Source organism: Mesorhizobium sp. M1396 (genome assembly GCF_040317725.1).
In the GTDB taxonomy this organism is placed as follows: Bacteria; Pseudomonadota; Alphaproteobacteria; order Rhizobiales; family Rhizobiaceae; genus Mesorhizobium.
This window is the reverse complement of record NZ_JAMYLA010000064.1, coordinates 1-21,956: the sequence shown is the minus strand read 5'-3', so window position 1 is coordinate 21,956 and position 21,956 is coordinate 1. Positions and strand designations below refer to the sequence as shown.

Below are 21,956 nucleotides of genomic sequence, written 5' to 3'. Positions count from 1 at the left end.
CAGCTTGCAAATACCGTCTTTTGAGGCCAGCCTAGATGCATGATGGCACGCCGGTCGCCAAAACATATCCTTGTCATGCTGCTCGCGGTATTCCTGACCGCCGGGTTCAGCCTGTCTGCCGCTCAGGCGAGCGTCATGTCGGCGAAGATGATGATGATGACGACTGGCAGCGGCATGACCATGCCTGCCGACACCGGCATGGCCAAGATGGCCGACACCGCCATGAATGGCGACTGCAACGCCTGCGTCAAGGGCGCGGGCGACACCGGCAAACCGATGCATTGTCCGCCGACCTGCATCGCACCGGTGCTCGCCGTGCTCCCTCAAAGCCTCGCCATCACCGTGGTTCCATCGGTGCAACAACCATCGGCGCTGCCGATGCCGTTCCTTCACGGGCGAAGTTCCTTGCCCGACCCATTCCCTCCCAAATCCACCGATCTCGTCTGACGCCGTTTCAGCCATCCCGCGGCTGATTTCCGGCGTTTGATTGCCGCTGGCGCTTTGCGCCGGCAGGCGCCCAGCAATTCGACGTCGAAAGGCTCGCCGTCGATCGAGATCGCAAAGGGCTTGAGATTGAGTATCGATTCCAGTCATTCCATTTCACGCCGCGGGTTCGCCCTCGCGGCGGCGGGCTTTGCTGCGGCCGCCCTGGTGCGTCCCGCAACGCCAAGAGCATCCACCGCCGACGAGCGCCGCATCAGGATCGCGCCAGGCCATGCCAACTTCACCGGCCCTGGCGGTCCGCTCACTCCTGTCTGGGCATATGACGGGACGATCCCCGGCCCCATACTGCGCCTGCGCCAGGGCCGACCCACTCGCATCACTGTCGAGAACGCATTGGACGAGGAAACCACGGTCCATTGGCATGGCATCCGCCTGCAAAACGCCATGGACGGAGTGCCCGGCCTGACGCAGCCGCCGATCAAGCCGGGGACAGATTTCGTCTATGAATTCACGCCGCCCGACGCCGGCACCTTCTGGTACCATCCGCATGCCAACAGCCTTGTGCAGCTCGGCCGCGGGCTCGCTGGCGCCCTCATTGTCGAGGAGATCGAACCCGTTGCTGTCGACCGCGACCTCTTGTGGTTGCTGCAGGACTGGCGACTTGCCGAGGACGGGCAGGTGGCGCCCGGCTTCGGCAGCGCGATGGACGCTGCGATGTCCGGCCGCGTTGGCAACGTCGTCACCATCAATGGCATGGCGCCGGCCGACCAGAGCGTAAGGGCGGGCGAACGCGTCAGGCTGCGGCTGGCCAATGCCTCGCTCGCCCGCATCATGGCGCTGCGCTTCGAAGGCCACCGCCCGGTCGTCGTGGCGATCGACGGCCAGCCCTGTGATCCGCATGAACCGGAGGACGGCCGCCTTGTTCTGGCACCTGCCATGCGCATCGACGTCGTGATCGATATGCAGGGCGACCCAGGCAAGCGTTACGCGGTGATCGACGATTTCTACGACGGTCTCGCCTACACGCTGAACACGCTTGCCTATCACACCGCATCGCCGCTTCGGACCCATCCTCTCGACACGCCGCCTGGCCTGCCGCGCAACCCGCTGCAGCAACCCGATCTCGCCAGCGCCGAGCGCCAGGAGATCGTCCTGCAAGGCGGCATGATGGGTGGCGGCAAGCTCGCCGGCGTCGGCGGCATGATGGGCATGGCGACACCCGGCATGAAGGGTGGCGCTGCCTGGGCGATCAACGGCATGTCGATGACCGGTGACGGCCACGCCGGCATGGCGCCGCAGTTCACCTTGCCCCGCGGCGCAACCTGTCGTCTCACCATGCGCAACGAAACCGCCTGGTGGCACCCGATGCATGTCCATGGCTTCAGCATGCTGGTGCTTGCGCGCAACGGCTCGACGGTGCCGCACCGGCGATGGCAGGACACGGTGCTGCTGGCTCCCAAGGATACGATCGAATGCGCCTTCGTCGCCGACAATCCCGGCGACTGGATGCTGCACTGCCATGTCGCCGACCACCAGATGGCCGGCCTCATGACGGTGTTTCGAGTGACCTGATTTTCTCGTCAAACAACGTCAAGACAACAAGGAGAACTGCAATGAAACTGACTTATTCCCTCGCCGCCTTCGCAATCGCGATCGCCATGCCGCTGCCGGCTGTCGCGGCGACCATCAACGCGGTGATGTAGAAGAACCCGCAATGCAGCTGCTGCGAATCTTATGCCAACTATCTGGAACACAACGGCTTCAAGGTCGACATCAAGCCCGTCAACAACCTGTCCCAGATCAGCAGCGATGCCGGCGTGCCGGCGGACCTCGAAGGCTGCCACACGCTGATGGTCGACGGCTATGTCGTCGACGGCCTGGTGCCGGTCGATATCGTCAAGAAGCTGTTGACGGAGCGGCCCGCCATCACCGGCATCACGCTGGCCGGCATGCCGACCGGTGCCCCCGGCATGGGTGGCGAGAAGGCCGGCCCTTTCATCGTCTACGCCTTCACCAAGGACGGCAAGGCGCCCACCGTCTACGCGACGGATTGAAAGGTAATCGCGATGTCTGCCGATATGTCGGGTTACCCTGCCCGAACCTGGCTCGCCATGACGTTCCTGCGGCTCGAATTGAGGGAACGGCAGCTATGAAGATGGTCGCTCTCGCTCTGTTCGGCGCACTGCTCGCGGTACCTGGACCTGCGACGGCCGGCGAGCCGCCGCAGAATTTTGCTGTTCAGGCGAGCCCGCAGCCGCTTCCGGAGATTCAGTTCCAGGACGGCGATGGGCAACCCAAAACGCTCGCCGATTTTTCCGGTAAGGTCGTGCTGCTCAACATCTGGGCGACGTGGTGCGCTCCCTGCCGCAAGGAAAATGCCGACGCTCGACAGGCTGCAGGCCAAACTCGGCGGGCCGGACTTCGAGGTCGTCGCGCTGTCGATGGATCGCGGCGGTCCGGACAAGGTGAAAAAGTTCTTCGCCGAGATCGGTATCGAGCATCTCGCCCTCAACATCGACACGTCGGCCAAGGCGATGTTCACGCTCGGCGCCCTCGGCCTTCCCATGACATTGCTGATCGACCGCCGAGGCAAGGAAATCGCCCGCCTGATTGGTCCGGCTGAATGGGATGCTCCCGACATGGTCGACTTCATCCGCAGCCATTTTGCTGCCAACTGAGAAGGAATTCATTGTGACCACTACAGAACTGATCCGAGCCAAGGAGGCCTCGTTCGGTCGCAATGTTCTCGCCTCCATTCGCTACTATCTCGGCGGCCGGCGTGGCTTCCCCGCATTGGCGGCGGCCGTGATCGTCGCAGGCCTTGCATCCAACTGGAGCTGGCTGGCCGCGGCGGGCGTCGCGCCGCTGCTTCTCAGCGCTTTGCCCTGCGTCGCAATGTGCGCGCTTGGCCTCTGCATGCACAAGATGACAGGTCGCGCCTATCCGGCCGAAGACGGTCCCCCCAAAGCTGAAGAGGTCACCGTTGGTCCGACAACAGTGCCCGCCGATCTGAAAGGTAACAGTTGATGCCAGTCCGTATCCAAGAATGGATGCATTTCCTGCGGTGCCTGATTTCCGTAGCTGCGCTGATTGTGGGCTTCGTGCACGGCGCGCAAGCGCACTCGCTCGAAGAACTCGACGCCATGCTTCAGGGCGACGAAAAGTATTTCCAGCCGATCGACAAGCCAGCGCCCGATTTCACGCTGCGCACCGCCGACGGGCGCGTCGTGCGACTGGCTGATCTGCGTGGCAAGGTTGTCATCCTCCATTTCATCTACACATCGTGCACGGACGTTTGTCCCTTGCATGCCGAGAAGATCGCCGAGATCCAGAAAATGGTGAACGGCACGCCGATGAAGGACCAGGTCACCTTTGTCAGCATCACCACAGATCCGACGAGAGACACGCCGGACGTGATGCGAAAATACGGGCCAACGCATGGGCTCGATCCCGTCAATTGGGCGTTCCTGACCACAACCCAGGACCAGCCGGAGGACGCTACCCGCACGCTGGCGGAAGCTTTTGGCCACAAATTTACCAAAACGGACGACGGCATTCAGGCGCACGGCATCGTCACGCATGTGATCGACAAGGAGGGCCATTGGCGCGCGAATTTCCATGGCCTGGATTTCGCACCGATCAATCTCGTCACCTTGGTCAATGCGCTGACCAATAGCATCGAGCGGCCGCATCACGAACAGCAAGAGGGCTGGCTGGCGAAATTAAAGAACCTTTTCTGAAGCATCATCCGAAGGAAGGAGAACCCTATGATCTATAATTCAGGGCAATCCGGCGGAGTTTCCGGCAAAATGGCCCGTTCCCTCATGCTGGCCATTGCAACGCAGCCGCCAAGTGGCGCCGATCATGGCAGGCTTCGTCGTCAGCGGCCGGATTTTCCCGGGCGCGACCGATCTTGCGACGATGAAGAGCCTGGTCGAGCAGGCCAGGGCCGCCAAATGAGCCAGATATCGCACCCCAGTCGACGAACGGTTCTGCGCGGCATTTTTGGGACCGCCGCGATTATGGGCTTCCTCAGGGATACGGATTTGGCAATCGCCGCGGAGGATCCAGGCCTGGCGAGCCGCTTCAAAGACCTCAGCGAAAACGGCAACAGCACGTGCTCGGCCAAATTCACGGAATCGATCGCCACCATGCCGAGCACCTCGCGGATCAAGGGCTCGTGCTGCAGCCCGATGGAAATGAAGCGCTATGTCGAGCAGGTGAGCGGCTTGGCCAGATACCGGGACATAGCGATGATCCCGAGTGATCCGTACGATATCCCGGCAGGCGTCGCGCAGAAGATGATGCCTTACTACGATGTGAAACTCACCAGCACCGAACAGCAGACCTACGACTATGCGATGGCAAATTCCGAGGAGAAGGGTCCGTGCTGCTGCCAATGCTGGCGCTGGAAAGTGTATGGCGGTCTGGCAAAATACCTGATCCGCGAGCACGGCTTCATCGGCAAGCAGATCGTCGATGTCTGGGACCTGTCCGACGGCTGCGGCGGCGGCATGTGAAATTGTCGCGGCGTACTGACTTGCGGTAACCGGAAGCCCGGAGTTCTACCGCCGAGATGGACTTCGGCGCTTCTTCGCATACAAGTAAATGCGTTTGTGCTAATATATCATCGCCATGCACCTTCGTGCGTGACCAACCAATGGGAGGACGCGATGAAAACCATGAATCGCAGGTCTGCAATTGCTCTCGGTATGACGGCCGCCGCGGCGACGCCTTTTTTTGCCCTGACGGCGTCCGCGAAGGTCAAGAAATACGGCCCGAAGGAAGGCAAGGAGATTGCGCCCGGTGTCAGACTGGTTGAGGTCGGCACCGGCAACTCCGACATTCCCGCCTACAAGAGCATCGCGATTGTCGACATAGTCTTTCAGCCCGGAGCACACGCCCCTCAAACCGTGATGGACAACGACATGGTCTGCACGATCACTTCCGGCGCGTTCACTATCAAGAAGGCAGACAAGGAATTCAAGCTCAAGACAGGTGACATGTACACCTGCTCCAAGGGCAAGACCGACGAGGCGACGAATACAAGCAAGGAGGTCGGTGTGCATCGTATCGCCGTCCTGATACCTGCCTAGCAACTGGAACTCCGGCCGGACGGGTGGTTGCATCTCGTCCGGCCGTCTCCTGCCTAACTGCGGCTGCCGGCCTCGTCGGCCAATGGCCGCTACGAGCCGGTCCCGGCAATGCGCCGGATCACACTCGCAGCATGTTGCTTCAGGCACAGTGCGCTGACGGCATTGGCTCTTGAACGGTGAAGCCGGACCCGCGTACCATCGCGCCATCTGAATTGAGTCTGCTTTATTAGTCCGGGCTAACGTCCGGATTGGTCTGGATATTTTCTTTTGAACACGCAAGCAATCGGCGGCGCGCCGGAGCGCGGCAAATCGTTTGCCCATGTGGCGGAAGCCTCGTGGGGCAAGGGCCTCAGCACCTTGCTCCGCATCGTGCGCATGACGCTGCGCCATCCCTGGCAGGTCGCCATCACCATCGTCTCGACCTTCATTGCCGCGACGCTGCAGCTGTTCATTCCGCGCCTGCTGGGACGCGCCATTGACCAGGCGCAGGGCGTCATGACCACGGGTGCCGGTGCCGCGGCAGAGCAGGCGCTGTGGAACACGGCGCTGACGCTGCTCGTCGTCAGCATCCTGCGCGGTCTCTTCACCATGGCGCAGAACTACTATGGCGAGGCCGTCGGTCACCGCACCGGCTATGAGCTGCGCCTGGCATTCTATGAGAAGATCCAGCGATTGAGCTTCTCCTTCCACGACAGGGTCCACACCGGAGATCTGATCACGCTCGGCCTGCTCGATCTCGACGGCGTGCGCATGTTCTTTTCCACCGGCATCCTGCGCGTCGTGCTGCTCGGCGTGTTGATCGGCGTCGGCGCCTATCTGCTGATCAGCACCGATCTCGTGCTCGGGCTGCTCAGCTTGAGCTTCGTGCCGTTCGTTGCCTGGCGATCCTCAGTCACCCAGCTCGCATTGCGCAGCACCTGGCTAACGTTGCAGGAGCGCCTCTCGGTGCTGAGCCGGGTGATGGACGAGAATCTCGGGGGCATCCGTGTCGTGCGCGCTTTCGCGGCGCAGCGGCACGAGCTCGAAAAATTCGACCGCGCCAAGCTGTCGGCATTGGAGCTTGCCAATCAGCGCGTCGACATCCGCGTCTCCAACACCAGCGCCATGAACTTCTCCTTCCTGGCAGCCATGGGCCTGGTGCTCTGGTTCGGCGGCCAGAAGGTGATCGCGGGCCAGATCAGCGTCGGCACTCTGGCCCAATTCCTCACCTTCATGACCATCCTGCAGATGCCGGTGCGCCAGCTCGGCCTGATGGTCAACTCGTTCGCGCGCGCCTCGACCTGCGGCACCCGCCTGTTCGAACTGCTCGACGCCGAACTCGACATCGAGGACGCGCCCGGCGCCAAGGATCTCGTCGTCACCGACGGCGTGCTGCGCTTCGACAATGTCGGCTTCCGCTATGAGGGCGCGGGCGGACGGCCGACGCTGTCGGGCATTTCCTTCGAGGCCAAGTCCGGCGAAACCATCGGCATTGTCGGCCCGCCCGGCAGCGGCAAGTCGACCATCGCGCACCTGATCCCGCGTTTCTACGACGTCACCTCAGGTGCGATCACCATCGATGGCCAGGACATCCGTGAGGTGACGCTGCAATCGCTGCGCAAGGCCGTCGGCGTCGTGCAACAGGACGCGTTCCTGTTCACCACCTCGATCGAGAACAACATCGCCTATGGCAATCCCTGGGCGCGCGAGACCCGTATCGGGCAGGCCGCCGAGTACGCCCAGCTGCACAACTACATCATCGGACTTCCGGCGGGCTACACCACGGTCGTCGGCGAACGCGGTGCGTCGCTTTCCGGCGGCCAGCGGCAGCGCCTGACAATCGCGCGCAGCCTGATGTTGCGGCCATCGGTGCTGGTCTTCGACGATTCGACCGCGGCAATCGACGCCGGCACCGAGCAGCGGATCCGGGCGGCGATGAAGCGCTTCGCCAGGGATCGCGTCACGCTGATCATCTCACATCGGCTGAGTTCGCTGATGCATGCCGACCAGATCCTGTTCGTCGAGGGCGGCCGCATCGTCGAGCGCGGCACGCATGAGGAACTGCTGGCGGTCGGCGGACGCTATCGCGCGCTCTACGACCTGCAGCTTCGGCCCGACGATGACCGGCCTGCGGCTATGGGAGCCGCGTAATGTCGACACAGAGCGACGACGACAAGGAAGACACCAGCGGCCGCCCGACCAAGGCCGTCGTCGGCTCGCATCGCGACGAGGAAGAGGTTTTCGGCAAGGCCTACGACCCGCGCATTGTCAGGCGTATCTGGAGCTTCGTGAAGCCGTATCAGAGCCGGATTTTCATCTCGGTCGCCGCTGTGCTGGTGTTCACCCTGACGCAACTGGCGATCCCGCTGGTCATCCGCTACGCCATCGACCACGGCATGACGGCAGGCCGGCTCGACCAGTCGGTGATGATCGCTGCGATCTGCGCTTTCTCAGCGATCATCCTCATCAACTACGCCGCCAGCTATGTTCAGGAAAGCGTGGTCGGCAAGGTCGCCGAGAACGTGCTGTCCGACCTGCGCCGCGCCATGTTCAGCCACTTGCAGCGGGTCTCGCTAAGCTTCATGGACAAGACCGAGGTCGGCCGGCTGATGTCGCGGCTGCAGGGCGACGTCAATTCGATGCAGGAGTTCCTCGAGACATCGGTGATGTCGGTGGGCGACATCGTGCTGTTGTTCGGCATCGTCAGCGTCCTGCTCTGGTTAGATTTCCGGCTCGGTCTGCTGACGCTGTCGACCATGCCGGCGCTGTTCATCGTGCGCCTGTTCTGGCTGCCGCGCGCCAAGGTCGCCTTCATGGCCGCGCACGAGACCAACTCGATCGCCAACGGCGCGCTGGCCGAAGGCATCCACGGCGTGCGCACCGTGCAGAGCCTGGAGCGCCAGCACGTCAATTTCGACCTTTATGACGAGAAGGTGCTGGCCAATCTCAATGCCCATCTGACGTCGGCGAAATACGCGCAGGTGATGGTGCCGATCGTCGACACGCTGACCGGCGTCGCCATGGCGACCGTCATCGTCGTCGGCGGCTCGATGGTGCTCTCGCACAGCCTCGATATCGGCGTCATGGTGGCGTTCCTGTTCTACATCCAGCGCTTCTTCGACCCGATCCGCTCGCTCACCATGCAGTACAGCGTCATGCAGCGCGCCATGGCATCGGGCCAGCGCATCTCCGAAGTGCTCGACGTGCCGGTCGACGTCAGCGACAGGCAAGGCGCGGTGGCGTTGTCGCGCGACATGGACGGCTCGGTCGAGTTCAGGAACGTCACCTTCGGCTACCGGCCGAACCAGCCGGTGCTGAAGAACATCTCCTTCCGCGTCAATCCGGGCGAGACCGTGGCCCTTGTCGGTCCGACCGGGTCGGGCAAGTCGAGCTCGATGGCGCTGGTGCACCGTTTCTACGATGTCTGGTCGGGTGAGGTTCTCGTCGGCGGCCACGACGTGCGTGACCTGACCCAGGATTCGCTCGGCGATCAGGTGGCGATGGTGCTGCAGGAGCCGTTCCTGTTCTCCGGCTCGGTGCTGGAAAACATCCGCTATCACAAGACCGGCGCCAGCCGCGAGGAGGTGGTGCGCGCAGCACAGGCCGTCGGCGCGCACGATTTCATCGAGAACCTGCCCGATGGCTACGACACCGAACTCGAGCAGCGCGGCGGCAATCTCTCGCTCGGCCAGCGCCAGCTGATCAGTTTTGCGCGCGCGCTGGTGGCGGACGCCAAGATCCTGGTGCTCGACGAAGCCACGGCCAGCATCGATTCCTACACCGAGATGCTGATCCAGAAGGCGCTGATAACGCTGCTGGAAGGCCGTACCGGGCTGGTCATAGCCCACCGTCTGGCCACCATCCGCGGCGCCGACCGCATCATCGTGCTGCAGAACGGCGAGATCGTCGAAAGCGGCAACCACGAGCAGTTGATGGCAGGAAAGGGCCTCTACGCCCGCCTCTACAACATGAACTATGCTTCGTTCGACGACATTTCGGAGAGCGAGCTGGAACTGGACGCAGCGGTCGGCAAGGCGACGTGAGGGCCTACAGGTGACTGCGGGCGCCTACGCCATTTCGGGGCGTTTTGAGCCCTCGCGGATGGCCTTGTGTACGCCGCGCTGTATATCCATGAATGCAGGGCTTTCCATCACCTCTTCGCGGCGCGGGCGCTCGATATCGACGTTGAAGGTCTGCGTGATGCGGCCCGGACCGATCCCCATGACGACGATCCGGTCCGACAGATAGACGGCCTCCTCCACGTCATGGGTGACAAACAGGACGGTCAACCTGTGTTCCTCCCAGATCTGGGTCAGCAGTTCCTGCATCTGGTGCCGGGTCAACGCATCGAGGGCGCCGAAGGGCTCGTCCATCAACAGCATCTTGGGCCGATAGGAAAGCGCACGCGCAATGGCGACGCGCTGTTTCATGCCGCCCGAGAGTTCGGCCGGATAGCGATCGGCACTATCCGACAGCTTGACGAGTTCGAGATGCTCCAGCGCGATGCTGCGGCAGGTCGAGCGATCGTAGCCGGCGGCCTTGAGGGCAAACTCGATGTTCTGCCGCGCCGTCAGCCAGGGGAGCAGCGTGTAGGACTGGAAGACGACGCCGCGGTCGAGCCCCGGCTGCAGGATGGGCGCGCCATCGATGCTGAGATCGCCGGCGTCGAAATCCTGCAACCCGGCCACGATCGACAGCAGCGTGCTCTTGCCGCAGCCCGATGTGCCGACCAGGGAGACGAACTCATTGTCGGCAAGATCGAGGTTGATGTCGCGCAGCACTTCCTTACGCCGCTCGCCCGTGCCGAAGCTCTTGTGCAGACCGGCGATCCGCAATTTGGGAGGAATCATCGACCGTTCCTCATTGCGAGCGGCCCTCTTGCTTGAACAACACCTTTTCCAGCGCCTTCATCACCTGGTCGGTGATGAGGCCGAGCAGGCCAAGCAGCAGGATGTAGCCGATGATGGTGTTGGTCTGGAAATAGCGCTGCGACACGGTGATGCGATAGCCGAGACCCGATGTCGCCGCGACAAGTTCGGCCAGCACCAGCCAGGTCCATGCCCAGCCCAGGCTGATGCGCAGCGTATCCCAGATACCCGGCAACGCACTGGGCACGACGATGCGCGTCAGGATCTTGCGATCCGGCAGGCCGAGTGTGCGCCCAAGGCCGATGAAATCGGCGGGAACCCGTTTCACATTGTCCATGATCATCAGCACCTGCTGGAAGAAGGTGCCGATGAAGATGATCAGGAACTTCTGCGAATCGCCGGTGCCCGCCCACAGGATGGAGAGCGGCACGAAGGCGACGACCGGCATGTAGCGGATGAAATCCACCAGCGGCTCGATGGCCGCTTCCCAGGAACGGAAACTGCCGATCAGCACGCCGATCGGTATCGACAGCGCCGAGGCGATGAGGAAGCCGATGGAAATGCGGTACATCGAGGCTTTGAGGTCCAGCCACAACGTGCCGTCGGCCGCGAGCTTGGCGATCTGCGTCGCGACGCTGCCCGGCGACGGCAGGAAGATGGGCTTCACCAATCCCAGTCCGGTCGCCGCCCACCAGGCAAGGCCAAGCCCGACGAAGACAGCCACCGCGATCGTCAGGAAACGCGACTTGGCGATGGGCACGCCGATCCCGGAGGATCGGCGGCGCCTCGCCGGTTTCACGGCCGGTCCCGGCGTGGGACGCTCTGCGGACATTCGCGTCACCACCTCGGTCCGGCCTTGGTCATTCCGCCGCCTTGACGAAGGACGGGTCGATCATCTGCTCCGGCGTCACATCGGCCTGCAGCAGCTTGGCGTTCTTGGCGGCGGCCTCGACATCGGCGAAGGTCTTGGTGGTGAAGTCGCCGGTGAGCGCCGTCTTGTTTTCGGCGAGCGAGTAGTAGCGCACGCCATCAAAGGCGGTGTCGAGGTCCTTGACGTCCGAACCGACCGCCTTGGCGATGATGGCTCGGCCACCAGGCGTGTCGGCATTGTAATCCTTGAGCGCCGCGTCCCAGCTCTTGATCATGGCCAGCACCTGGCCGGGCCGCGACTTGATCACCTCGTCGCGCACCACCAGCACGTCGCTGATCAGGCCGGGATCCTCGCCGGCGGTGAACAGCAGCTTAAGATCCTTGTTCTGCGCCATGGCGACGGTGAGGTACGGTTCATAGGTCACCGCGACCGGCACCTGGCCGGCGATCAAGGCGCTGCCGGCGTCGGACGCCGGCATCGGAACCGGCTTCACGTCGTCGATCGACATGCCGTTCCTGGCGAGTGCGTATTTGAGCAGGATGTCGCTCGTCGTGCCTTCCTCGAAGGCGACTTGCTTACCCTTGAGGTCCGCGATGGAGGTGACGTCCTTGCCGGCGATGATGGCGTCGGCGGTCATGGAGACGTCGAGCAGCAGCACGATCTTCACCGGCAGGCCGGCCGCAACCATGCCCATCGCCGTGTGGGTGGCGATGTTGGCGGCGTCGAGCTGGCCGCTTGCGAGTGCTGCGTTGATGTCCTTGTCCTCGGCGAAGTTGACGATCTGGACGTCCGTCAGGCCGTTTGCCTTGAACAGCGCCTTGGCCTCGGCGACATGCCACTGGCCATAGCCAAGCCACGGCTCGATGCCGATCTTGAACGCTCCCGCCTCGGGCGTGGTGGGAATAGCCGCATCGGCAGCGTGGGCTGCCGGGGCGGCGGCGAGCCCGATGGCGGCGGCCATCACGAGCGCGCGAAATTGTGCTGTTAGGTTACGCATCATCTTTGTTCCCCTTGATGATCAGACCGCTTTTCTTACCCAGGCATCCGGTCTGGTGAGACTGCGGGTTTCTGCTCTTGCGGCACTATGCCTTGGCGTCTTACCTGCCACTTCAGGGTGAAGTGCGAAGATATTTCAGCGTCAGCCGGAGCGGATGTCAAGGCTAAAATACATACATGCATATACAACCTAGTTGGGCTCCAACTTCCACTTTGATCGGGCGCATCCGTCTGCCCTCAATGCATGTATATACATTGGCAACGAAACCTTTCCGTCTTGCGTCGCAGCGTTGCCGTCAGCTGTTTTTGGAAGGGGAATAGCGGCTGCCGAGCGAGTAGCGGCTGCCGGCATAAGTCAGCTTGCTGATCGTGGCCACCACCGCGCCCGTCCATGTCCGGCGGTGCAGGAATAGGCAGCAGGCGCCGACATCGATAGCCAGATGCCGCGCCGTCTCGGCATCGGCCGGGATCGCCGAGATGATATGCTCGACCTCGGTCACCGGGGTTTTCTGCATCAAGTAGTCGTAAGTCGCCGTCTTCGAAAAATCCTGCTTGTCGTAGTCGGGTATCAGAGCCGGATTGACGAAGCGCTCTTCCACCTGCACCGGCAGATCGTTCTCGAAATTGACGACGACGGAATGATAGATGGAGACACGCTTTGGAAATTCGAACGACAGCGCCAACTCCTTTGTCGGCATGATCGTTTCGAGCACGAGGACCTCGGAGCGATGCCTGTTGCCGCGCTCGACGATTTCCGCCGCGATGTTGTTAATCTCGATCAGCGTCGATTGCGGCCGCGGCGGCGCAATGAAGGTTCCCACACCTTGCAGCCTAGTCAGAAATCCCGCCGCGGTCAGTTCCCGCAAGGCCCGGTGCACCGTCATCCGCGACACGCCGAGCGACGCCACCAACTCATTTTCGGACGGCAGCTTGCGATCCTTGCTCCACTGGCCTTTTCCGATGTTGGTCAGGATGTAGTCCTTCACCTTCTCGTAGAGAGGGCTGGCCGTATCGGGCAACGTGATCATTTCAAAAGTCCTTCCCGGCGATTTATCGGAAATCACGACTGCTCGACAGGTTGCCGCATGCGGATGATTGTTTTCAAGCCGTCGCTGCGCCCCGCCAACAGCCGCTCATAGGCGGCGGGAACCTCATCCAGGCCGATCTCTTGGTCGATCAGGGCCAGCAGCGGCGCGCTGAGTTCACCCAGCATCCGGACGGCCTCGGGCAGTTCGTCGGCAAAGGCGTGACATCCCAGCAATCCGATTTCGCGTTCGACCAGACTATTGGGATCAATGTCGAGGCGGCCATGGAAGATGCCGACCATGGCGACCGTGCCGCCGGGATCGAGGACGCCGAGCAACTGGTTGAGTGCCGCGATGCTGCCGGTCGCTTCGATGGCCGCGAGCAACGGGGCATTGGCAGTGGCGCCGGCAATGGCATCCCGGTTCAGATCGACGATCGTTGCCCCCGTCACCCGCACCACACGGGCGCAACGGGCCTGGTTGCGGTCGGCGACGAGCATGGTGCCGGCAAAGGTCCGCGAAAGCAGCAGCGCGGCGAGACCGCCGATGGGACCGCAGCCGACGACCAGCACCGAGCCCGCCGTCTTCGGCAGGCGCCGCACCGCGTGCAGCGCCACCGCCAGCGGCTCGGCCATCGCCGCGACCCGCTCGTCGAGCGCGGCATCGATGACATGCAGCAGCCGCGCGGGCAGCACCGCCTGTTCTGCAAATCCGCCGTCGCAGATCTCACCCACGAAGCCCAGCGCAGTGCAGAAATGCCGCCTGCCGGCACGACATTGCGCGCAATCTCCGCACCAGAAACGGGAATCGGCAACTACCCTGTCGCCGACGACGAACGTGTCCACGCCCTCGCCAATGGCGATCACCGTGCCGGTCAGTTCATGGCCGGCCGTCGAAGGCGAGCGGCTTATCCATTGGCCGGTTCGGAAATTGTGCAGGTCAGAACCGCAAATGCCGGCGGCATCGACCCTCAGCTTCACCCAGCCCGCATCCGGCGCGTCCGGCGTGGCGATATCCTCGACGCGCAGGTCGCCGGGTCCATAAAGTCGTGCGGCCTTCATCGCGATCGTGTCCGCTCAGCCGGCGAGATAGCGGTCGCGGATTTCCGAGATCGCGTTCTCATGCGAGCTGAACCCTTCGTAGCGGGCGAGCCTGCGGGCATGCAGCGCCAGTTCAGGATAGGCGGCCGAGGTGACATAGCCGACCGACGAGCGCTTGACGAAATCCGTCACCGAAAGCGGCCCGTAGGTTCGCGCCCAGCGGCTGGTCGGCAGCACGGCATTGGGTCCGAGGACGAAGTTGGCAAGGGTCACCGGCGTATGCGGTCCCATGAGAATTTCGGCCGCCTCGGTGATGCGCCCGAGATGCGCGAACGGCTCCGTCGACAGGATCTCGAGATGTTCGGGCGCATAGTCGTTGATGAAGCGGTAGCTGTCTTCCAGCGACGCGGTCAGCACGATGCCGCCGCGCTTGCCGGTCAGCACCGCGCGCGAGAACTCGACACGCTGCTCGGTCATCCGCGACCAGTGTTCGGGGATTGCAGCCAATGCGGCTTCGGCGACCTTGCGGCTGTGTGTCACCAGATAGGCCGACGAATCCGGCCCGTGCTCGGCTTCGATGAGAAGATCAAGCGCGGCAAGCCCGCCGTCGACGCTGTCATCGGCAAAGATGATCGCTTCCGACGGGCCGGCTGGAAGACCCGTATTGATGACCGAGGACAGGACGCTCTTGGCTGCCACCACCCACGGGCTGCCGGGTCCGACGATCTTGAGCGCGGGCTTCACCGTCTCGGTGCCGTAGGCGACGGCGGCGACGGCTTGCGCACCGCCACATTTGTAGACGGTCCCCACGCCGGCGAGGCGCGCGGCGACCAGCGTCGCCGCGTCCACCGAACCATCCGCTGTCGGCGGCGTCACGATGGCGATTTGCGGCACGCCGGCAATCACCGCCGGAACCGACGTCATCATCGTCACCGACGGAAAGGCGCCCTTGCCGCGAGGGACATAAAGCGCGACGGAAGCGATCGGCGTGTACCTGTCACCGGCATAGGCGCCCGGCCGGACTTCCTTGAGCCACATCGTTTCCGGCTTCTGCTCCTCGTGGAAATGCCGGATGTTGTCGATGCCGAACTGGATGCTCTCCACGACATCCTTTTCGACCTTGTCGAACGCCGCGTCGAATTCCCTCTCGGACACTTGCAGTTCACCCTCGGCGACGTTGGCCTTGTCGAGTTCCCTGGCAAACCGGATCAACGCGGCATCGCCTTCGTCCTTGACGGCCTGGATGATCGGCCGGACGTTCTCGACGAAGACCGTCAGATCGGCCTCGGCGCGCTTCAGCAGACTGGCGCGCTGGTCGGCATCGATGGATGACAAATCATGGAAGCTGATGTCGGACATGGCTGCTCGTTCTCCTGGAATTCTTGGAACGCAATGACGGTTGGCGCTGGTTGGCCATAATCCGCTGGCCAACAGGTCGGCCCGGGACAAGAATAAAAGCCATCGAGGCTTCGCTCGGGCAAAAGTATATACATGTATGTATGATGGTCGCCAGCAATTTTTCCATCATCCTCCCGGTCGAAATTGCGGAGATAAACCGCACATCAGATCGAGGCGAGAAAGCCGCCATCGACCGGGATGGACTGGCCGGTGATATAGGCCGCGGCGTCCGAAGCGAGGAACACCGCGATGCCGTGCAGGTCGCGGAGATCGCCGAAACGGCGTTGCGGGATCTTGGCCAGCATGGAGTGCTGCCACGCCTCGTTGCTGTAGAAAACGTCGGTCATCGCCGTCCTGAAATAGCCCGGCGCAATGGCGTTGACCCGGATGCCAAGCTCCGCCCACTCGGCCGCAAGCGCCCGCGTCATGCCGAGCAGGCCGGACTTCGATGAGCCATACGGCACTGCCGTCGGAATTCCGACTTCGGATGTCAGCGAGCACAGATTGATGATGGCGCCGGACCGGCCGCCGTCCCGCATCTGTCGCGCGGCGGCCTGGGCGCAGAAGAACGCTCCCTTCAGATTTGTATCGATGATCCTGTCCCAGAGCGCCTCATCGACATCGAGCGACGGCCGAACCTCTTCCGTCCCGGCATTGTTGACGAGAATGTCGAGACCGCCAAGCAGGCTGGCGGCCTCGGCGGTTGCCGCCCGGCACCGCTCGACATCGGTGACGTCGAGAGCGATGGCGTGCGCCACTCCGCCGGCCGCGCGGATGGCAGCCGTCGTGTCCTCAAGCGAGGCCAGGCCGCGCGCCGTGACCGCGACGTCGGCGCCAGCCGCGCTGAGTGCCTCGGCGATGCTGCGCCCGATGCCGCGGCTTGCACCGGTGACAAGCGCCTTTCTGCCGGACAGATCGAAGAGAGAAGCGTTGCGCATGTGATCCTCCTTGGCGGTGTCGGCTTCGACGCCGGTTTCGATGCTATCAGGTCGCAGGTTACATATACAAGCATATACAAACTGTTTCGGCTACGCTACGCATGATGAAATTCGCCGCACGAGCCCCTGTCGGCAACCGGGCTTGCACCTGGGAGGATGCAGCGAAGCCCCGTGTTTGAGAACCTGCCGATGACGGGAACCTGTCGGCCTGCCGCAGAGGAGCCTGCTGTGTCGAAAGCCTCGGTCAGCATCGGCTCGGCTTCGGAGAATGACCACTTCATGGCCGTTCTATCGGAGCTGCTGTGAACGCCCGTCTGTCGGCACGCGCCTAGCCGCCAGCCAGCGATGCCGGGATCAATAGCCGCCGACGACCGGCAGGATCTCGCCCGTGATGTAGCTGGAGCACTGCGCCGAAGCGAGAAACACGTAGGCCGGTGCCAGTTCCTCAGGCTGCGCCGGACGCTTCATGGGCGTGTCGGCACCAAACTTCGAAACGTCATCGGCCTTCTTGTCCGAGGGGTTCAGCGGGGTCCAGACAGGTCCTGGCGCCACCGCGTTCACCCTGATCCCCTTGCCGATGAGGTTGCCCGACAGCGCTCTCGTAAAGGCATGGATGCCGCCCTTGGTCATCGAATAGTCGACGAGCGCCTTGGAGCCGTCTATGCCTGTCACGGAGCCAGTATTGACGATGGCCGAGCCTGGCTTCATATGCGGCACCGCCTCCTGCGCCATATGGAAATAGCCGTAGAGGTTGGTCTTCAGCGTTGTGTCGAAATGCTCCTCGGTCAGGTCGGCGAAATCGGCCGAGTGCACCTGGAAAGCGGCATTGTTGACAAGTACGTCGAGGCCGCCCAACTGCTTCACGGTCGCGGCAACCGCCCGGCGACAGAAGGCCCGCCTGGACACGTCTCCGCGCAGCAGCACGCAGCGCCGGCCTTCCGCCTCGACGGCCTGCCTGGTCGTCTCCGCATCCTTGTCTTCGGCCAGATAGACGATCGCCACGTCCGCTCCCTCGCGCGCAAAAAGAACCGCGACCGCGCGGCCGATACCGGAATCGCCGCCGGTGATGAGCGCTATCTTGCCGTCCAGCTTCCGCGAGCCGATCCAGTACGGCGCATCGTACAGCGGCGCGGGCACAACCCGCCCCTCCTCGCCAGGCTTGGGATGATGCTGTTTGGGGAAAGGCGGCGCGGGATAGTTGCGTGCGCCGGCCTGCATGGCGCGATCCGGTTTCGACCCATCCTTGCTCCGGTCGTCGAGGTCCACCTTGCGCTGTATGCGCCGCTGCTTTTGGGTGGCCTTCGCGGTATCGTCGTTTGTAAGCATGGCGTGCCTCCTTCTGCGGAAAATGTCGCAGCGGGCAGATCGTTCCCCACTCAGGACCGATCGTTTGTCATCCGATTTTGAGCGAGGCTTGTTGGCTGCCGCGCGGTTCGTCGATGTCGATGGCGTATTTATTTGGCTTTGGCCGACCTCGGGCCTTAACTTTCGCGGCGCAGGTTTTTACATCTCGGGGGTCTGCAAACCATCGACGCTTGAGGAGGCTCCCTTGCAGCAACCAGATGACATCGCCGCCCGCCGGTTGGGCATTCTCATCGAGCAATATGTGGAAGCGCGCAAAAAGCGCTACGACTATGTGTCGACCGAGCAGGCCTATCAGGCCATCCGGAAAGTCCTCAAACCTGCCATTCCCGATCGCGAACTCGACGACAGAGTGGCCTCGCTTGCCGTCAAGAACGGCCTGGCGGTCGTTTTCGATCGCCAAACCAAAGCGTCCGCCGATGATGTTCCTCCGGGGGCAATGCTTTAGATCGACGCACGTCTACCGGCGCAGGGCTTGGCCACATCGATACGGGGCCAAACGCATCGTTCGGCCCCGTACCGATGTATCGCTGGAGGAACCTGCGATACCCCTGCGCCTCGGCCATCGTCCGTTGCTCGAGCAGGAAGGCCTGGTCTCGCACGGCGAGGCACAGCGCGGCCGCGTCGGGCCGCCGACCAAGAAGCGTCGATCTCCGCGCCTCGATCGACCTCGACGAGCCCGGGCCCATGCCGACCTCGATCAGCGACGATCAGTTCGAAGCGTCGACGGCATTGTGGACCTGCCGGACGGTCGGCGTCTGGGAGTGCACGCCCCGCCGCATCGCGCGATACCGAAAGTCTGGAAAGGCCAATGGACGATCCACGAGAAGACGCGCAAGCTCTACATCCTGCACGTCGAGGTGCGAGTCCGACTGGAACAGACGCTACTCGTCGTCTGAACGATTGCCCTTGGCGACATTGCCTTCTATCGCCTGCCGCAAGGCGTCGTTGATGCGGTCCTGCCAGCCGGGTCCATCCGCCTGGAAATGGTCAAGCACGGCGCGGTCGATCCGGATCGAAACAAGCTCCCTGACGCCTGGAGCGGCCGAAGGCTCACGAACCGGGGCAGCCGGCTTCTTTACCGGCTTGAAAGCCGCCTCGGCGGCCGTCATCGGATTTGTTGGTCGGCGCGGGGGATTTGCCATTGGATGACCCTGACTGAAGACGATTCGTGCTCGAGACTGCACGCTTGCGCCACCTTAGCCCAACTGGCGTCGTCGCGCTGGTCCTTTGGTTTCCGAGCGGTCGGCAACGGTCGGGCGCACTCTTCGAGGCCCGCACCGGCGCTCGTCACTCGGCTGCCTGAAGGATTTGTGCGTCGACGATGACCCTGATCTCGGCGCGGCAGGAGCCGCAATTCGTCCCGGCATGCAGCGCCGCGCCGATTGCCGCGACGCTGCCGCAACCCTGGCGCACCGCTTCCGCGATCTGGTTGGCGCCGACGCCGAAACAGGAGCAGACGATGGCGCCGCGGTCGACGTCGATCCCGCCCGGCCGCCCGGCCACGATCGCCAACCTGCCGCGCCGGTCGACATGGTCGGCGCTCAACTGTTCCGCCGCCCAGCCGCGCGACACCGCGACAGGACCGGGGGCGACGAACAAGGCGCCGGACAGCTGATCGCCGTCAAAGGCGGCGATGCGATGCTGGCCGGCATCGCGGTCGTGATAGGCGAGGATTTCGGCACCCGGGGGCGCGCCGAACAGTGAGCCGGCGAAGCCGGCCCAGTCGATGTCGTCATCGGCAAAGGCAAGCTCGACCCGCCAGCCGCCCTTGCATTTGGCCACGGCCCAGTAAGCTGCTGCTACATGCGCCGGCCTCTGGCGCATCACGGCGAAGCCGAAGGCTTTCGCGGCGAATTTCTCGATGCGGGCCGCGACATGTTTCAGCGCCGGCTGGCCGGAAATCGGGTCGGTCAGCGGCGCGGTCAGCGTGTCGAGCCGGCCCTTTGCCGCAAACTGGTCGGTCCAGTGCATCGGTGCAAAAAGGCTGCCCTGGCGCTGGCGTGCTGTCACCAGCGCGCGCACCAGCACCTCGCCGCGCGGGCTGGAAACGCGCACGATGTCGGCGTCGCCGATGCCGAAGCGCTGCGCATCCGCCGGGTGGATTTCGACGAAGGGCTCGGCGATGTGCTGGGAAAGCCGCGGGCTTTTCCCCGTCCGCGTCATGGTGTGCCAATGGTCGCGGATACGGCCGGTGTTGAGGATCAGCGGATAGTCGGGGCTGGTGCGGACTTCCGTGGTGGGACGGATGGCAATGAAGCGCGCCTTGCGGTCGGGTGTGTAGAAATTGCCGTTGGCGAAGAAGCGAACGGGTTGGCGCCCGGTCGTGCTGGGCGCCGGCCACTGGAACGGCTCAAGCGTTGCGTAGGTCTCGCCATCAACCCCGACATAAGCGCCAATGTCGAAATCCCGCGCACCATCATTTTCAAAACCCGACAGCGCGGCATGCTCGGCAAACACCTCCGCCGGCGTGGCATGGGAAAACGCCTCGCCAAAGCCCATCCTTTTGCCCACCTCGGCAACAATCCGCCAGTCGGGCCTAGCCTCGCCGGGCACCGGCAGAAAAGCGCGCTGGCGCGAGATGCGGCGCTCGGAATTGGTGACGGTGCCATCCTTCTCGCCCCAGGCGGCGGCGGGCAGCCGGACATGGGCGTGGCGGACGGTGTCGGTCTGGGCCAACACGTCCGACACCACGACGAATGGGCACGCCTTGATCGCCGCTTCGACGGCGTCGGCGTCCGGCATTGAATCGACCGGGTTGGTGGCCATGATCCATAGCGCCTTGATGCGCCCATCGGCCAGCGCCTGGAACATCTCGACCGCCTTCAGGCCGGGCTTTTGGGCGATGGTCGGTGCATTCCAGAATCGCTGCACGCAGTCGCGATGTTCCGGGTTTTCGATCTCCATGTGAGCGGCGAGCATATTGGCCATGCCGCCGACCTCGCGGCCGCCCATGGCGTTGGGCTGGCCGGTCACCGAAAACGGCCCTGCCCCCGGCTTGCCGATGCGGCCGGTGGCCAGATGGCAGTTGATGATGGCGTTGACCTTGTCGGTGCCCGAAGACGACTGGTTCACGCCCTGGCTGTAAACCGTCACCGTTTTCGCGGTCGCCGCGAACAGGCTGTAGAAGCGGCCAAGCTCGTCCTCGCTCAGGCCCGTGGCGGCGGCAACGCCGGCCAGGTCGAGCGCGGAGGCGGCGAAAAGCGCTTGCCCGAAGCCGTTCGTATGCGCCGTGATATAGGCGCGGTCGAGCGCATTGTGCTGGCCGAGATAGGCGAGCAAGCCGGTGAACAGGGCGACGTCGCCATCCGGCGCGATCGCCAGGTACATGTCGGCGATGTCAGCGGTCATCGTGCGACGCGGATCGATCAGCACGATCTTCATCTCCGGCCGCTTTTCCCGGGCCGCCGCGATGCGCTGGTAGAGCACTGGATGGCACCAGGCGAGGTTGGAGCCGACCAGCACGATGAGGTCGGAAAGCTCCAGATCCTCATAGGTTCCCGGCACCGTATCGGCGCCGAAGGCACGGCGATGGCCGGCGACCGAGGAGGCCATGCACAGGCGCGAATTGGTGTCGATGTTGGCCGAGCCGATAAAACCTTTCATCAGCTTGTTGGCGACATAGTAGTCCTCGGTCAGCAACTGGCCGGAGACATAGAAGGCAACCGAATCCGGGCCGTGCTCGGCGATGGTTTGCGAGAAGGTCGAGGCGACGAGGTCGAGCGCCTCGTCCCAGCCGGCGCGGCGGCCATGGATCTCCGGATGAAGCAGCCTGCCATCGAGGTCGATGGTCTCGGCCAGTGCCGAACCCTTGGAGCAGAGCCGGCCGAAATTGGCCGGATGGTCGGGGGGGGGGCGGGGGGGCGGGCGCGCCCCGGCGGCGCCCGCCCCGCCCCCCGCCCCCCCCCCCCCCCCCCCCACCCAGCGCGGCGGGGGCCC

At 63.6% G+C, this 21,956-nt stretch carries 21 protein-coding genes and 2 pseudogenes; 13 read left to right on the top strand and 10 right to left on the bottom strand.

Features of this window, described 5'->3' with window-relative positions; translation table 11 throughout:
• The first annotated feature begins 75 nt into the window (after positions 1 to 75).
• The 11 genes and pseudogenes from NKH02_RS29700 (at position 76) to NKH02_RS29650 (ending at position 9,562) form a co-directional block, all read left to right on the top strand.
• The gene (locus NKH02_RS29700) at positions 76 to 447 is read left to right on the top strand and encodes a hypothetical protein (protein ID WP_352883212.1); all 372 of its coding nucleotides are present in this window, start codon (positions 76 to 78) and stop codon (positions 445 to 447) included.
• 126 nt (positions 448 to 573) lie between these two features.
• Positions 574 to 2,016 (top strand): multicopper oxidase family protein, encoded by a 1,443-nt coding sequence (locus NKH02_RS29695; RefSeq protein ID WP_352883211.1) that lies wholly within the window; start codon positions 574 to 576, stop codon positions 2,014 to 2,016.
• A gap of 41 nt (positions 2,017 to 2,057) precedes the next feature.
• A pseudogene (locus NKH02_RS29690) lies at positions 2,058 to 2,498 on the top strand (DUF411 domain-containing protein).
• A gap of 95 nt (positions 2,499 to 2,593) precedes the next feature.
• Positions 2,594 to 2,803 (top strand): annotated as a pseudogene (locus NKH02_RS29685) (TlpA family protein disulfide reductase); the annotation flags it as partial.
• A gap of 16 nt (positions 2,804 to 2,819) precedes the next feature.
• A complete protein-coding gene (locus tag NKH02_RS29680; RefSeq protein ID WP_352883228.1) occupies positions 2,820 to 3,122 on the top strand; it encodes a TlpA disulfide reductase family protein in 303 nt (100 codons plus the stop codon).
• A gap of 13 nt (positions 3,123 to 3,135) precedes the next feature.
• Positions 3,136 to 3,471 (top strand): hypothetical protein, encoded by a 336-nt coding sequence (locus NKH02_RS29675; RefSeq protein WP_352870419.1) that lies wholly within the window; start codon positions 3,136 to 3,138, stop codon positions 3,469 to 3,471.
• Complete coding sequence (locus NKH02_RS29670) at positions 3,471 to 4,184, top strand: SCO family protein (protein ID WP_502913873.1); 714 nt, start codon at positions 3,471 to 3,473, stop codon at positions 4,182 to 4,184. The genes NKH02_RS29675 and NKH02_RS29670 overlap by 1 nt, the downstream gene beginning before the upstream one ends.
• A gap of 306 nt (positions 4,185 to 4,490) precedes the next feature.
• Positions 4,491 to 4,964, top strand: coding sequence for a hypothetical protein (locus NKH02_RS29665; RefSeq protein WP_352883210.1), 474 nt, complete (start codon positions 4,491 to 4,493; stop codon positions 4,962 to 4,964).
• A gap of 153 nt (positions 4,965 to 5,117) precedes the next feature.
• Positions 5,118 to 5,540: a hypothetical protein gene (locus NKH02_RS29660; RefSeq protein ID WP_352831721.1), complete on the top strand. Its 423-nt coding sequence runs from the start codon at positions 5,118 to 5,120 to the stop codon at positions 5,538 to 5,540.
• 267 nt (positions 5,541 to 5,807) lie between these two features.
• Positions 5,808 to 7,670 carry an ABC transporter ATP-binding protein gene (locus tag NKH02_RS29655; protein ID WP_352883209.1) on the top strand — a complete coding sequence of 621 codons (1,863 nt, stop codon included), beginning with the start codon at positions 5,808 to 5,810 and terminating at the stop codon, positions 7,668 to 7,670.
• Entirely contained in the window at positions 7,670 to 9,562 is a 1,893-nt protein-coding gene (locus tag NKH02_RS29650; RefSeq protein ID WP_352883208.1) for an ABC transporter ATP-binding protein, read from the top strand. Before NKH02_RS29655 ends, NKH02_RS29650 begins: the two co-directional genes overlap by 1 nt.
• A 24-nt stretch (positions 9,563 to 9,586) precedes the next feature.
• On the opposite strand, the gene NKH02_RS29645 is transcribed toward NKH02_RS29650, so the two are convergent.
• The 8 genes from NKH02_RS29645 to NKH02_RS29610 form a co-directional block, all read right to left on the bottom strand.
• Positions 9,587 to 10,369: an ABC transporter ATP-binding protein gene (locus NKH02_RS29645; RefSeq protein ID WP_352883207.1), complete on the bottom strand. Its 783-nt coding sequence runs from the start codon at positions 10,367 to 10,369 to the stop codon at positions 9,587 to 9,589.
• A gap of 10 nt (positions 10,370 to 10,379) precedes the next feature.
• Complete coding sequence (locus NKH02_RS29640) at positions 10,380 to 11,219, bottom strand: ABC transporter permease (RefSeq protein ID WP_352883206.1); 840 nt, start codon at positions 11,217 to 11,219, stop codon at positions 10,380 to 10,382.
• Between the two features lie 28 nt (positions 11,220 to 11,247).
• A complete protein-coding gene (locus tag NKH02_RS29635) occupies positions 11,248 to 12,255 on the bottom strand; it encodes an ABC transporter substrate-binding protein (protein WP_352883224.1) in 1,008 nt (335 codons plus the stop codon).
• A gap of 295 nt (positions 12,256 to 12,550) precedes the next feature.
• Positions 12,551 to 13,282 (bottom strand): histidine utilization transcriptional repressor HutC, encoded by a 732-nt coding sequence (gene hutC, locus NKH02_RS29630; protein ID WP_352883205.1) that lies wholly within the window; start codon positions 13,280 to 13,282, stop codon positions 12,551 to 12,553.
• Positions 13,283 to 13,314: 32 nt separating this feature from the next.
• Positions 13,315 to 14,340, bottom strand: coding sequence for a zinc-dependent alcohol dehydrogenase (locus tag NKH02_RS29625; protein ID WP_352883204.1), 1,026 nt, complete (start codon positions 14,338 to 14,340; stop codon positions 13,315 to 13,317).
• A gap of 15 nt (positions 14,341 to 14,355) precedes the next feature.
• Entirely contained in the window at positions 14,356 to 15,678 is a 1,323-nt protein-coding gene (hisD, locus tag NKH02_RS29620) for a histidinol dehydrogenase (RefSeq protein WP_352883203.1), read from the bottom strand.
• A gap of 203 nt (positions 15,679 to 15,881) precedes the next feature.
• Positions 15,882 to 16,655 (bottom strand): SDR family NAD(P)-dependent oxidoreductase, encoded by a 774-nt coding sequence (locus NKH02_RS29615; RefSeq protein ID WP_352883202.1) that lies wholly within the window; start codon positions 16,653 to 16,655, stop codon positions 15,882 to 15,884.
• 354 nt (positions 16,656 to 17,009) lie between these two features.
• Entirely contained in the window at positions 17,010 to 17,981 is a 972-nt protein-coding gene (locus NKH02_RS29610; protein WP_352883201.1) for an SDR family oxidoreductase, read from the bottom strand.
• 64 nt (positions 17,982 to 18,045) lie between these two features.
• On the opposite strand from NKH02_RS29610, the gene NKH02_RS29605 reads away from it, so the two are divergent.
• Both NKH02_RS29605 and NKH02_RS29600 read left to right on the top strand, forming a co-directional pair.
• Positions 18,046 to 18,465: a hypothetical protein gene (locus tag NKH02_RS29605; RefSeq protein ID WP_352883199.1), complete on the top strand. Its 420-nt coding sequence runs from the start codon at positions 18,046 to 18,048 to the stop codon at positions 18,463 to 18,465.
• A 124-nt stretch (positions 18,466 to 18,589) separates the two neighbouring features.
• Entirely contained in the window at positions 18,590 to 18,916 is a 327-nt protein-coding gene (locus NKH02_RS29600) for a hypothetical protein (protein ID WP_352883198.1), read from the top strand.
• On the opposite strand, the gene NKH02_RS29595 is transcribed toward NKH02_RS29600, so the two are convergent.
• Entirely contained in the window at positions 18,902 to 19,162 is a 261-nt protein-coding gene (locus tag NKH02_RS29595) for a BrnA antitoxin family protein (RefSeq protein ID WP_352883196.1), read from the bottom strand. The two genes, NKH02_RS29600 and NKH02_RS29595, sit on opposite strands and share 15 nt — an antisense overlap.
• A gap of 145 nt (positions 19,163 to 19,307) precedes the next feature.
• Positions 19,308 to 21,938, bottom strand: a complete 2,631-nt coding sequence (locus tag NKH02_RS29590) for a nitrate reductase (RefSeq protein WP_352883222.1) — start codon at positions 21,936 to 21,938, stop codon at positions 19,308 to 19,310.
• Positions 21,939 to 21,956 lie beyond the last annotated feature (18 nt).

What these genes read in the sequence shown, in the direction of transcription:
- NKH02_RS29660 (WP_352831721.1), top strand. Translation starts at nt 5,118, where the DNA reads ATGAAAACCATGAATCGCAGGTCTGCAATTGCTCTCGGTATGACGGCC.
- NKH02_RS29650 (WP_352883208.1), top strand. Translation starts at nt 7,670, where the DNA reads ATGTCGACACAGAGCGACGACGACAAGGAAGACACCAGCGGCCGCCCG.
- NKH02_RS29680 (WP_352883228.1), top strand. Translation starts at nt 2,820, where the DNA reads ATGCCGACGCTCGACAGGCTGCAGGCCAAACTCGGCGGGCCGGACTTC.
- hutC (WP_352883205.1), bottom strand. Translation starts at nt 13,282, where the DNA reads ATGATCACGTTGCCCGATACGGCCAGCCCTCTCTACGAGAAGGTGAAG.
- NKH02_RS29700 (WP_352883212.1), top strand. Translation starts at nt 76, where the DNA reads ATGCTGCTCGCGGTATTCCTGACCGCCGGGTTCAGCCTGTCTGCCGCT.
- NKH02_RS29640 (WP_352883206.1), bottom strand. Translation starts at nt 11,219, where the DNA reads ATGTCCGCAGAGCGTCCCACGCCGGGACCGGCCGTGAAACCGGCGAGG.
- NKH02_RS29595 (WP_352883196.1), bottom strand. Translation starts at nt 19,162, where the DNA reads ATGGCAAATCCCCCGCGCCGACCAACAAATCCGATGACGGCCGCCGAG.
- NKH02_RS29670 (WP_502913873.1), top strand. Translation starts at nt 3,471, where the DNA reads ATGCCAGTCCGTATCCAAGAATGGATGCATTTCCTGCGGTGCCTGATT.
- NKH02_RS29615 (WP_352883202.1), bottom strand. Translation starts at nt 16,655, where the DNA reads ATGCGCAACGCTTCTCTCTTCGATCTGTCCGGCAGAAAGGCGCTTGTC.
- NKH02_RS29625 (WP_352883204.1), bottom strand. Translation starts at nt 14,340, where the DNA reads ATGAAGGCCGCACGACTTTATGGACCCGGCGACCTGCGCGTCGAGGAT.
- NKH02_RS29635 (WP_352883224.1), bottom strand. Translation starts at nt 12,255, where the DNA reads ATGCGTAACCTAACAGCACAATTTCGCGCGCTCGTGATGGCCGCCGCC.
- hisD (WP_352883203.1), bottom strand. Translation starts at nt 15,678, where the DNA reads ATGTCCGACATCAGCTTCCATGATTTGTCATCCATCGATGCCGACCAG.
- NKH02_RS29645 (WP_352883207.1), bottom strand. Translation starts at nt 10,369, where the DNA reads ATGATTCCTCCCAAATTGCGGATCGCCGGTCTGCACAAGAGCTTCGGC.
- NKH02_RS29610 (WP_352883201.1), bottom strand. Translation starts at nt 17,981, where the DNA reads ATGCTTACAAACGACGATACCGCGAAGGCCACCCAAAAGCAGCGGCGC.